General features: G+C 58.0%; 10 protein-coding genes. 3 read left to right on the top strand and 7 right to left on the bottom strand.

Annotated features, from left to right (window positions below):
- Positions 1–37: 37 nt before the first annotated feature.
- On the bottom strand, positions 38–1,219 hold the full coding sequence (locus tag ACE3SE_RS00640; RefSeq protein ID WP_131359286.1) for an ABC transporter ATP-binding protein: 1,182 nt from the start codon (positions 1,217–1,219) through the stop codon (positions 38–40).
- A gap of 586 nt (positions 1,220–1,805) precedes the next feature.
- Positions 1,806–3,593, bottom strand: a complete 1,788-nt coding sequence (locus tag ACE3SE_RS00635; protein ID WP_374553256.1) for a GGDEF domain-containing protein — start codon at positions 3,591–3,593, stop codon at positions 1,806–1,808.
- 207 nt (positions 3,594–3,800) lie between these two features.
- Here ACE3SE_RS00635 and ACE3SE_RS00630 point away from each other — a divergent pair, with 207 nt between their 5' ends.
- The 3 genes from ACE3SE_RS00630 to astE all read left to right on the top strand — a co-directional run bounded on the left by ACE3SE_RS00630 (position 3,801) and on the right by astE (position 6,521).
- A complete protein-coding gene (locus ACE3SE_RS00630) occupies positions 3,801–4,589 on the top strand; it encodes an alpha/beta fold hydrolase (protein ID WP_374553254.1) in 789 nt (262 codons plus the stop codon).
- A 38-nt stretch (positions 4,590–4,627) separates the two neighbouring features.
- Complete coding sequence (locus ACE3SE_RS00625; RefSeq protein ID WP_045845199.1) at positions 4,628–5,413, top strand: enoyl-CoA hydratase-related protein; 786 nt, start codon at positions 4,628–4,630, stop codon at positions 5,411–5,413.
- A 100-nt stretch (positions 5,414–5,513) separates the two neighbouring features.
- Positions 5,514–6,521, top strand: a complete 1,008-nt coding sequence (gene astE / locus ACE3SE_RS00620) for a succinylglutamate desuccinylase (RefSeq protein WP_374553252.1) — start codon at positions 5,514–5,516, stop codon at positions 6,519–6,521.
- A gap of 72 nt (positions 6,522–6,593) precedes the next feature.
- Here the strand turns inward: astE and flgL are convergent, their stop codons facing one another.
- The 5 genes from flgL to ACE3SE_RS00595 form a co-directional block, all read right to left on the bottom strand.
- Entirely contained in the window at positions 6,594–7,508 is a 915-nt protein-coding gene (gene flgL / locus ACE3SE_RS00615; protein WP_374553250.1) for a flagellar hook-associated protein FlgL, read from the bottom strand.
- Between the two features lie 15 nt (positions 7,509–7,523).
- Positions 7,524–9,323, bottom strand: a complete 1,800-nt coding sequence (gene flgK, locus ACE3SE_RS00610; protein ID WP_131359279.1) for a flagellar hook-associated protein FlgK — start codon at positions 9,321–9,323, stop codon at positions 7,524–7,526.
- A 46-nt stretch (positions 9,324–9,369) separates the two neighbouring features.
- Positions 9,370–10,335 carry a flagellar assembly peptidoglycan hydrolase FlgJ gene (gene flgJ, locus ACE3SE_RS00605; protein WP_131359277.1) on the bottom strand — a complete coding sequence of 322 codons (966 nt, stop codon included), beginning with the start codon at positions 10,333–10,335 and terminating at the stop codon, positions 9,370–9,372.
- A gap of 89 nt (positions 10,336–10,424) precedes the next feature.
- A complete protein-coding gene (locus tag ACE3SE_RS00600) occupies positions 10,425–11,522 on the bottom strand; it encodes a flagellar basal body P-ring protein FlgI (RefSeq protein ID WP_131359275.1) in 1,098 nt (365 codons plus the stop codon).
- Between the two features lie 21 nt (positions 11,523–11,543).
- Positions 11,544–12,224, bottom strand: a complete 681-nt coding sequence (locus tag ACE3SE_RS00595; protein ID WP_374553248.1) for a flagellar basal body L-ring protein FlgH — start codon at positions 12,222–12,224, stop codon at positions 11,544–11,546.
- Positions 12,225–12,350 lie beyond the last annotated feature (126 nt).

Genomic DNA, 12,350 nt, shown 5'->3' with positions numbered 1-12,350 from the left:
ACTGATGATGTATCCGCTTTTACCTGCTGGATTGACCTTACATGGTCAGGATGACCGGTGCATCGGCACGCCAGCTGACAAATACCGGGTCGCCCCAGGTGGGAGCGGTTTCGTCGGCATCGTACCAGCGCGAGGACGGCACAACCGATTTCACTACCTTGCCACTGGCCAGCTTGATGTGGAACACGGAGTAGCTACCCATGTAGGCAATGTTTTCCACCACGCCGGAGGCCATGTTCGGGCCGGCTGCCACAGTCTTGCGGTCCAGGCGTACGTCTTCCGGACGGACACTGGCCCACACATGCATGCCCTTGGGACCGGTAATGCCGTGGTCTATACGCACCACACCGCCCAGTTCCTGCGAGGTGATTTCCACACGGTCGGCTTCATCCACGGTCACCGCACCTTCGAACATATTGGTTTCACCAATGAATTCGGCGGTGAAGCGACAGTTGGGGTAGTCGTAGATTTCGGTCGGGGTGCCCACTTGCAGCAGCTTGCCTTCGGACATGATGCCGATGCGGTCTGCCATGGTCATGGCTTCTTCCTGGTCGTGCGTCACCATGATGCAGGTTACGCCCACCTTTTCGATGGTGCTGGCCAGTTCAAGCTGGGTTTGCTGACGCAGTTTCTTGTCCAGTGCGCCCAGCGGTTCGTCCAGCAGCAGCAGCTTCGGACGCTTGGCCAGGCTGCGCGCCAGTGCCACACGCTGTTGCTGACCACCGGAGAGTTGATGCGGCTTGCGGTTGGCATACTTGCGCATCTGCACCAGGTCCAGCATTTCATCCACACGGGCGCTGATTTCCGCCTTGGGCAGCTTGTCCTGTTTCAGGCCAAAGGCAATGTTTTCGGCCACGGTCATGTGGGGGAACAAGGCATAGCTCTGGAACATCATGTTGACCGGGCGCTCGTACGGCGCCAGGCCGATCACATCCTCGCCATCGAGGATGATCTTGCCCGAAGTCGGGTTGTCCATGCCTGCCAGCATGCGCAGCAGGGTGGACTTGCCGCAGCCGGAACTACCCAGCAGCGCGAAAATTTCGTGTTGTCTGATTTCCAGATCAACATGGTCGACAGCAACGTGGTCGCCGAATTTTTTGACCACCCCACTGATTTTCAGATAAGGCTTGTCATTGGCTTGCACTTTCTGAACCTGCTTGGCAGCCTGTGTACCAGCATTTGATTGAACCGGCTTATTGGCCGCTACAGCATCCGTCATGATTTTGCTCCCTCCTACTATTCCAGCCCAGGCGGCTGATTTCGCGTGTCCGCGACCTGAATAACGGTCAGCTTACAGAAAAGGCAGGTTTGCCACCTTTTCACTCGCACCTAAATCCGCTTTCAAAACAATACCAGTCCCCACCGTGAATGGGCAGTGTCTGGCAAAGAAAAAGCGGGAAAAACGGTCAAACCGGAAACGATACCTTCATGGGGGGGCCTACTGAAGCGGGCGTAGCCTGTATTGCCGTGATGAACGGCAATGCGTGCTGCGACAAAATTCATGCTGGCTCCTCCCCTACTCTCCCGAACGATCTGGTCAGCACTGTGCATTGATCACAAATGGGCTTAAACATCCCGTCATGTCATGCCAGCATTACTGCCCAAAGCAGTCTATACGCTGCTCTTTTGCTGGAGAGAAGCCTAGCTTACGTTTAATAAATTTGACAAGCCTCAAGACGAAACTTGATCAAAAGTGAGTGAGCAATGTGGCTTTCAGGCCTCACAGTGCTGCATTTGGGAAAAAAAACCAGAATAGGGACTTCACATTTGATACAAAACAGGCTTTCCGGGCCGGCATGTTTAATTCATCGAACAAGTCCACCGGCAGGATGCGCCAGGCGTCGCTCGACAAACAGGCTGCTGCCCGGCTGCTTCTTGGCCTGCTTCTTGGCTTCCGCCGTGGCAGCACCGACTTCGTAATGCGTGGGAAACTGGCCCGGCGCCACCCTGACCACGCCCACCGACAGGGACGTCAGTGGAAAATGCATCTGCTCGCCATTACGGCCCGGCATGTCAAAACCACCACTGGCCAGATGCACGGGGTCAAACATACCTCGCACTGCCGCGTCGAATTGCTGCAACATCTGCTCCAGCCGTGGCCGCCAGTCTGGCGATTGCAGCAGCAAGGCAAAATCGTCCCCGCCGACATGACCGACAAAGTCACGGTCGGCATCCGCGCAATCCACCAGCAGCCGGGCCAACAGGCAGATCATCTCGTCTCCTGCCGCATAGCCGTACAGATCATTGAAGGGTTTGAAATTGTCCAGGTCGGCATAGGCCACCACAAAAGGCAGCTGCGCTTCCAGCAAGCGGTCTATCGCTTCGGACAAGGGGACATTACCGGGCAAGCCGGTAAGCGGGTTGGCATAACGTGCAGCGGAAATCTGCAATTCGGTCATTTTGCGCATCAGGGCAAAGCCGGTCCCCATGCCCAGATACTGCCCGTTTTCGGTAATGATGAAGCCATCCACCAGATAACGCTGCTCGGATGCCACCACCAGCGTGGACAAATCATGCACGTTCAAATCGGCATTCACGATCAAGGGCTGCTTGTCCATCATCGTGGTGCAGGGCTTCTTGCCGTAGAGTTCGCGATTGAATGGCCTGGCAAAGCTTTCCAGCAGGTGATGACGCCGCAGCAGGCCAACCGGCACGCCATCCTTTACCACCGGGATGGCAAAACGTGCCGGATCGCGATCGAACAGGCGATAGGCCGCCTCATTGGGCACATCCGGCGTCAGGCAGGGTACTTCCTGCAACAAATCCCGCGCCGTGGCCTGCATTTGCCAGGGCATGCGGTTGCGACCGCCCTCCCACACCACGCCGTTGACGTGAATCTGCAAATCGAGCGCCGGCACGGCACTGGGCCGCGCCAGCAGATAACCCTGCCCATAGCGCACGCCCAGCCTTTGCAAGGTGCGCAGCTCGGCCTGGGTTTCAATGCCTTCGGCCACCAGCATGGCGCCGGACTGGCGGGCAATGTCCACCATGGAGCGGACAAATTGCTCTTTCAGCGGGTCCAGATGCAGTTGCTGGACAAAGTGTTTGTCCAGTTTGACAAAGTCCGGCCGCAGCTCGGACCACAGCCTCAGATTGGAAAAGCCTTCGCCAAGGTCATCCAGCGCAATGCGAAAGCCGTTGTCGCGGTAATGCGTGGTGGCAAGGCGCAAACTGTCGTAGCACGCGGCAGGCGTGGTTTCGGTGACCTCAATGATGATGCGCTCGGCCGACAGACCGATTTTCTGCAGGAAGGCCAGCGTTTCACCCTGACGATGTTCGGGCGCCAGCAAGGTGGCCGGACAGATATTCAGGAACAACAAACCGGACAGTCCCAGTTCGACAAAACGTTCCATGGTGACCTGGCGGCAGCTTCGATCCAGCATCACTGTCAGCTGGCAGCGTTCGGCCTGGTCGAACAGGCTGACCGGCGAGTGCAGCGGGCTGTTGGACGGCCCGCGGATCAGGCCCTCGTAACCCAGCACCCCACCGGTGGTGAGATCGACAATCGGCTGGAATACCGGCTGCAGGCGTCGCTCGCTGATGATTTCTTCCAGTTCGTGACAGCGCGAAGCCAGCTGGGCCAGTTCGGTCACTTCCCTTTGCGGCGTACAGTCCATAGCGATGGTTTGATTATCCGGCCAATGTACAAACCGGTACTTTAAACCGTACAAATGACAATCTCTTTACCTGGCCACGGGTAAATCTCAACAAAACGGCCGCTTGCTGGCTCTCCATCAGCAATGCGGCCTAGAATGACAGAAACGACCATCCGCGCAAGCCATCAACCGCAGGAGCCTTCCATGCCCCACCTCGCACTCGGCAGCCACTCGGTTTTTTATGAAATCAGCGGTCATGGCCAGCAGGATTTGCTGCTGTTCAACGGCATCACCATGTCCACACCGGCCTGGGGCCTGATGATGCCGGCACTGGAAAGCCAGTATCGCGTAATCCGCTTCGACTTTCTGGGCCAGGGGCAAACCGACAAGCCTGTCGCCGAGAAATACACGCTGGCAGAGCAGGCTGACCTGGCTGCCGCCCTGCTGGATGCCTTGCAGCTGTCGCAGGTCTTTCTGGTGGGGCTGTCCTATGGCGGCATGGTGGCCCAGCACTTTGCCCACCGGCACGGCCAGCGCGTGCGCAAGCTGTTGCTGGCCTCAACCCTGGCCTGGTCGGATGAGGCCAACAACCGCATCAGCCAGAGCTGGATAGAATCCAACCAGGCAGGCGGACTGGATTTGCGTTACAGCGCCAGCATACCCTGGCTGTTTTCCAGCCGTTTTCTCACCGCCAACGCGGCCATGCTGGAGGACATGAAAACCCTGGCCGGCATGGTGGACTGGGATGCAGTCATCCGCCTGATCAACGGTGTGAAGGAACATGATGCCCGCAACTGGCTGCCGCAACTGCAGATTCCTTGTCACATCCTGCTAGGTGCGGAAGACCGGCTCACCCCGCTGTATCAGGCAGAAATCTTGCAGCAACGCATTCCGCATGCCACGCTGGAACAAATTCCGCACGCTGCGCATGTCCTGCATATCGAAGCGGCAGAAGCCTTCAGCCGCAGCATCATCCGCTTCTGCCAGCCCTGACGGGGCCAACAGTCAAACAACAACAAAGGAGAACCCCCATGGAAGAGGCCGTACTGCTCAAGGTAAGCCCGCAAGGCATTGCCACCATCAGCCTGAATCGTGGCGAGTTGCACAATGCGCTGGATGACAAGATGGTGGACTTGCTGACCGCCACCCTGGAAACACTGGCCGAAGACGACAGTGTTCGTGTTGTGGTACTGACTGGCGAGGGCATCAGCTTTTCGGCAGGCCATGACAGCGCCTGGCTGCGACGCCTGACCGAATTTGATGAAAGCCAGCAAAGACGGGATGCCCAGCGCCTGTCCCGTCTATTGGAAACGCTGGACCACCTGCCCAAACCCACCATTGCACGGGTACAAGGCTCGGCCTTTGGCATCGGTGCGGCACTGGTTGCCTGCTGCGATGTTTCCATCAGCGTATCCGAAGCCTTGTTCTGCTTCTCCGACGTGAAGCTGGGCATCATTCCGGCACTGGCAGCACCCTACATCATGCGTGCCATCGGCCCGCGTGCCGCGCGCCGCTACTTTGTCACGGCAGAACGCATCAACGCAGGCAAGGCACGTCGCCTGGGACTGATTCACCAGACGGTGGAAAACGATGAACTGGATGACGCGGTGGAGCATATGTGCCGCCAGCTGCTGCTGAACGGCCCGCACGCCATGGTGGCAGCCAAGCAGCTGATCCGCGACATCGAGCACCGCGACATTGCCCCCGCCGTCATCGACCTGACCATAGACCGCATGGTGGCCTTGCGGCGCAGCGATGAGGGACAGGAAGGCGTCAGGGCATTCCTGGAAATGCGCAAACCCGGCTGGATAGACTGAATTGCCCAGAAACGGCATGCCCGTTCATCAGCGCGGCATGCCGGCTGCACGCCGGGCGGAAATGGTTACAATCAGATATCGTTTCTTGCCTGGACTGCCGATGACCACTCAGCCATCCCGTTTTCTGCAACACGTGCTGCAAGCCAACACAACCACCCTGCCGGAATGGCAACTGGCCGCTGGCGTGACTGCGCGCTGGCATGCCGCCAATGTGGTGGAACTATTCCCAGCAGGCCAGCACAGCAAGCCCGCATTCATTCTGTTGTCCTGCGGCATCCATGGCAATGAAACCGCACCCATCGAAGTAATCGACGCCATGCTGGCCGATATTGCCAGCGGCACCCTTCCCTTGCACCACCGGCTGCTGGTGGCATTTGGCAATCCTAAAGCCATGCAGCAAGGCGAGCGCTATCTGGATTACGACCTCAATCGTCTGTTCAATGGCGCCCACCAGCAGCAGCCTGATGCACAGGAGGCCGCTTGTGCCGCCTTGCTGGAGCAAGAAGCCGGCCGTTTCTTTGCCCAGGCTCCGTCCCATGCACTGCGCCTGCATTACGACCTGCACACCGCCATCCGTGGTTCGGTATATGAGAAGTTTGCCATCTACCCCTTCCTGCACCAGCGCGCGCATGATCCGGCCCAACTTGCCTGGCTGAAACATTGCGGCATCGAGGCGGTACTGCTGCACAGCAAACCGGCCAACACCTTCAGCTATTACACCAGCCACGCGCATCAGGCGCATGCCTTCACCCTGGAACTGGGCAAGGCCCGCCCGTTTGGCCATAACGATCTGTCCCGCTTTGCCGGTATCGACCAGGCCCTGCGCCAATTGGTGAGTGACACCACGCCGCCGCTGGCTGACTATCAGCCGGGTGACTATCCGCTGTTCCGAGCCAAGTACGACCTGATCAAACACAGCGAGGCCTTCCGCCTGCACCTGGATGCGCAGGTTGAAAATTTCACAGCCCTGCCTGATGGTTTCCTGATTGCCGAAGATGGTGCAGAACGCTATGTCGCTGATGGCGGGGCGGAACGCATCCTGTTCCCCAACCCCGGTGTCAAACCCGGCCTGCGGGCCGGCATCGTGGTGGAACCTGCCACCCTGTAATCGCCCGGCAGAACCATTAAAAACGGCTACCTTGTGGTAGCCGTTCTGGTTTTGTGCTGCCTGAGGCCGGGCTCAAGACATGTAGTTGAACAGGGACAGGCTGGTCACCTTGTTGTACACCAGCTGACTGTACTTGAGCGAAGTCTGGGTCTGGGTAAAGCTGGTGATGGCACTGGGCATGTCCAGATCCTGCAAGTCACTGATGCCACTCTTGTACTGCAAACCCAGCTGGGTCCCCATGTCCTGCACGCTCTGGTTTTCCTGACGACGGGCACCAATCGACGCAATATTGGTGGCCAGGTTCTTCTGGGCGCTATCCAGTGCCGAAACGATATTGCCCATGTCGGTACTGTAAGTGGAAGGCTTGGGGTTCTGCGCCAGCAGGTCATTGAGCGACTTGAGCGCATCAAACACTGCCGTCGGGCTCGTTGCATTGCCAAAAATATTGCTGCCCGCATCGGAAATCTGCATGCTGCGCGAGGCACTGATGGGGACATTACGCTGACCGGTGTCCCCCTGATAAGTCGCGGCGTATGTTGCATCCAGCACAAAGGGCGGCGTATCCACCTTGTTGCCACTGAACAGGTAGTTGCCCTTGCCGTCGGTAGCATTGGCGTAACCGGTCATTTCGGAAATGCCCTCCTGCACCTGCTTCTGAATCATCAGCAACTGGTCGGACGACAGGACGGTGTTGCCCGCCTGGATGGCGGAAGCTTTCAGACTGGTCAGCAAGTTTGATGCATTGGTCAGCTGCGACTCGGCCAGCGACAAGGTGGACTCCACCGCCTTGGTATTGGTGATGAACTGGGTATTCATCCCGTCAGACTGGTTCAACTGCAGGATGCGTGCAGCAGCAACCGGATCATCGGCCGGGGTGACCACACGCTTCTGCGTATCGAGCTGGGATTGCAAGGACTGCAACTGCGACTGCAGCGATTGCATGTCGTAGGTGCCGGTCAGGTAGGAAGTAGCGGTACTGATTCTCATGATTCAACCCTCGCCTCAGCCACCCATTTGCAGGATTTGCTGGAATAGTGTCTGTGCAATCTGGAGAACCTTGCCAGATGCCTGATATGCCTGTTGGTACTTGATCAGGTCGGCGGCTTCCTGATCCATATTCACGCCGCTGACATTGGAGCGGGAAGTCGTGGCCTGTTGCAGCAAGGTGGTCTGCGACGACGATGCCAGTTTCACCGTATTGGTGGCATTCCCCACAAAGCTGACGGTGGTCGAATAGTAAGTCTGGAAAGACTGCAAGCCGGTATTGGTGCCATTCTTGTTATCGTCAACAATCTTGCGGGTCTGCAAACCCATCATCTCGCCCAGGTTGTTACCGTTACCGCTGACTGCCGTGCCGGTGGGCACCGGAGAGACATTGATGGTCATGCCGGCCTTCATCTGGCCGGACAGCTGGAACTTGATACCCAGGTCGTTGGCAGGCGTGGCATTGTCCACCAGCTTGTAACCGTTGGATACCGTCGGGTCCGGCACTACGTTGAAGGTCTGACCGTTGTCCGGGCCACCGGTCAGCGTGGCAGTAATGCTGGTTGCAGTGGTGGCATTGATGGTCATGCCGGTCAGGCCGGTAACCGGGTGCGTCGATACCGAAGGCGGCGACGATGTGCTGGCCCAGCCATAGGTACCGGGCATGCTGGCCCACACACCGGACAGCGTGACGCCGGTACCGGACGGGGTGATGCCACCACTGCCCAGTTGCAAAGAAGACGAGGCAGCCAGCTTGGTAGGATCGGACAACAGCAACTGCATATTGGCCACTGCATCCTGCGGATGCGAGGCGTAACTGGTCATGTCGGCAAAGATCAATCCGCCCTGATTGCCGGACAGATCACGTCCCAGCTGGTTCTGGTAATTCATGGCCGTGGTGAAATCGATGGCCAGCGTGCCCAGCTTCTGCTGGGTAGACAACAAAGTACCGTCACGGAAATCCAGATAACCCGCCAGCTGACCACCCGCCAGGGCGGTACTGGGCACCACGGTATTGGTGCCATTCGGGTTGGGATAGGTAACCTGCACGTTCAGGGGGTTGGTGGGGTCGTTCTGTGTTCCCAGCTTGGTGACATTATTGCCCATCACCAGCGCCTGGCCATTACCGATGAACACGCTGTAGGTACCATCCGATTGCGGCACGGCCTTGGCGCTGACCAGTTTGTTCAGCTGCTCCATGGCCTGGTCGCGCTGATCCATCAGGTCGTTCGGCTGTTGCTGGGTATTGGCGGCAGCGGCAGCAGCAATCTGATTGTTCAGGTCGGCAATATTTTGTGCCAGTGCATTGATACTGTTTACCGTACTGGTAATTTGCGAATTGGCTCCGGCCTGCATTTGCGACAGGTTGTTGCCAATGGCGGTGAAATTGGAAACCAGCGCCTGCGACATATTGACCACAGTCTGCCGGCTGGGCACCGAGGACGGGTCTTGCGACAGGGTTTGCAGACTGCTGTAAAAGCTCTGGAAAGAATTGCTCAGGCCAACCGTAGGATCAGACAACAGGTTGTTGATCTGGTTGAGCTGGGAGAGCTGGCTGGAATAATAATTACTGCCAGCCTGGGCAGTGAGCACCTGGGTATCAAGATACTTGTCGTAGATGCGGCTGATGCCGGTAATGTCCACGCCCTGACCCAGGTAGCCGAAGCCTTCCTGTTGCGGCATGCGCGCAGCCTGACTCATCACCTGGCGGTTATATCCGGGCGTATTGCCATTGGCAATGTTCTGGCCAACAACAGACAGGGCGGTTTGTGCCGCATTCAGGCCACTGACGCCAATGGAAAATATATTTGAGCCCATTTTTTCCTCTCTGCTGTTATATCGACTGCAACTGCTTAAACTTTAATCAGGACCGGACCGACTGCTGCGCCAGCGTGGCGGCAACATCCACCAGCTTGCGCGCATAGCGCGGATCGGTGGCGTAACCACCGTTTTGCAAACCTTGCGCGAAACCGGCCACATTACGGCCCTGGTTGAGCACAGCCTGGTAACGTGGCGATTCCTTGAGCATGCGCGCATAGTCGCTGAATGCATCGGCGTAGGAATCGTAGGAGCGGAAGCTGTCCACCCGTTTTTGCGGCACACCATTGACGTATTCGGTCGTGGTGATGCTGGTGGACTTGCCTTGCCAGTCTCCAGTCGCCTTGATACCAAACAGGTTATGCGAGTTGCTGCCATCGGCATTGCGAATGGCGCGCTTGCCCCAGCCGCTTTCCAATGCGGCATGAGCCACCACAAACTCCGGTGCCACACCCAGTTGCGCTGCAGCTTGCCGCGCATGCGGCAACAAGCCCTGTACAAAGCTCTTGCTGTCACCGCCTGCCGTAACCGTTGTCGCCGGTGTTGTCGTACTGCTGCTGGCAGTGGCCGCCTCGGCCTGTGCTGCCTGATAGGCCTTCAAGGCAGAGGACTGGCTGAAGCGGCTAACCAGCACAGGACCGGATGAAGCAGGCCGTAACTGTGTGGCATCCGCGCCGGGGTCAAGACCTTGCTGCTTGGCAATCTGCTGGTAAACCAGGTTGGCAATGCCCATCCCTCCGGCTTTGCTGAGCGACTGCACCAGTTGCTGGTCCAGCATGCCGCGGTAGGTGTCCATGTCGGAATCCTGCTCGTCATCAAACTTGGTCTGACGCATGGTCTTGAGCATGGTCCCCATCAACAGGGCTTCAAACTGCGACGCGGCCTCCTTGGCAGCACCTTGCGGGTCCTTGGCCATACGCGCACGCAGGCCGGACATCTGGGTCGGGTCTACCGCCAGTTGCTGGTTCTGTGCATCTGCTGCCGTATAGCTAGGGGAAAACTGCGTCGTCATGTCTCGCTCCTTGCCGCTCACATAGCAAGAAGCGGGCCAACGAAAAAGGCCCCGCTTGCGGGGCCTTTTGCCAGCATGAAATCAGGTGCTCAGATGATCTGCAAATCAGCCTTCAGCGAGCCTGCAGCCTTCATCGCCTGCAAAATGGAAATGAGATCTTGCGGGGTGGCACCAAGCGCATTCAATGCCGATACCACCTGGTTAAGATTGGCGCTCTTGGCTACTTTCAGCACCTTGCCGCCATCGCTGGTGACGCTGACGTTGGCCTGATTGGTGGCCACGGTCTGACCACCGGACAGGGCTGGTGGCTGGCTGACCTGCGGGTTGTTGCTGATGGTGACTGTCAGGTTACCGTGGGCAATTGCACATGGCTCCAGCTGCACCGCCTGGTTCATCACAATGGAGCCGGTACGGGCATTGATAATAACCAGAGGGGAAACTTCTGCCGGGTCTACGGCAAGATTTTCCATCCGCGACAGAAACTGCACGCGCTGGTTGGAATCAAACGGCGCACGCACTTCCACCAGTCCACCATCCACCGCACGGGCAGTGCCACTGCCAAACGCCTTGTTGATGGCCTGCACCACGCGATTGGCCATGGTGAAATTGGCTTCCTGCAATTCCAGGTTGATGAATTCGCCATTACCCAGCGCGGTAGGCACTTCACGCTCCACCGTAGCACCACCGGCAATACGCCCTACGCTCAGTTGATTCACCTGCGCCTTGCTGCCACCGGCGGAGGCTCCCGCGCCGCCAACCAGTACATTACCCTGGGCCATACCGTAAATCTGGCCATCCGCACCCTTGAGCGGAGACAGCAGCAAGGTGCCGCCACGCAGGCTCTTGGCATCACCGATGGACGACACTGTCACGTCCAGCGCCTGGCCTTTGCGGGCAAATGGCGGCAGCGTGGCGGTCAGGCTGACTGCCGCTACGTTTTTGGGGTCAACCTTGGTTCCGGGCGGAATCTGCACGCCCAGCTGGGTGAGCATATTGGACAGCGACTGGCCGGTAAACGGTGAGGACGTCACCTTGTCACCACTACCGTCCAGACCCACCACCAGGCCGTAACCCAGCAATTGGTTGGAACGCACGCCGGCGATGTTGGTGATGTCTTTCAGCCGTTCGGCCGCCAGCACTTGCGCCCCCAGCATCAGGCAAGTCAGTGCAAGCAGGAATTTTTTCATGATGTCATCCAGTCCTGGCCATCAAATGGGAATGATGCTGAGGAAAAACTTGGCCAGCCAACCCGGCTCATTATACAGGCGGTTATTGCCCTTGGTTTCCTGCTCGATGCGGGCATCTGCCACCTTGAGTGAAGATACCGAACGATCCGCGGCGATATCCCGCGGATTGACCACCCCGGAGAGGCGGATGGATTCGGTATCGCCATTGATGCGCACCACTTTTTCACCACTGACAATGAGGTTGCCATTGGACAGCACTTCAATCACCGTCACGGTAATCGAGCTGACAAAGGTGGTGGCCACCTGATTGGTACCCTTGCCGGTATTGCTGGCCGAACCGCTGCCATTAAGCGATGCCCCCAGTCCCTTGGTGAGGCTGCCGGGAATAAAGGGCAGCTGCATGCCACTGGAAAGGGTATCCGACAAGGCAGAAGAACGGGTGGCCGTGGTCTGTTCCGACTGTGAGGTGGACGACTTTTCCTGGATATTGATGGTGAGCGTATCGCCTACCAGCGCTGGCATCTTGTCCTCGAACATGGCGCGATAGCTACCCGACTGGAAGATGGAACCATTGGCAGGCAGGGTAGCAGCCTGTGGTTGCGGCCGCGCAGTCATTGGCAGGGTCACCAACGGGGGCTCCTGGGCTGCACACCCGGCCAGTACGGCCACCAGGCCCAGCGTCATCCATTTCAGCATGTTCATATCGCCCTCCTCTTGCATGGCACCTGTTTCATTACGCCATGCCTGCCCTTTGATTGCACAAGCACCTGCATCAGGACGTTGTTGGTCGCGCACTTTCTGCGTGACGGTCAACGTCCTTGTTCAAAC

The organism is Aquitalea pelogenes (genome assembly GCF_041914625.1).
In the GTDB taxonomy this organism is placed as follows: Bacteria; Pseudomonadota; Gammaproteobacteria; order Burkholderiales; family Chromobacteriaceae; genus Aquitalea; species Aquitalea pelogenes.
The sequence above is the reverse complement of the archived record's forward strand: the minus strand, read 5'-3'. Positions and strand labels throughout refer to the sequence as shown.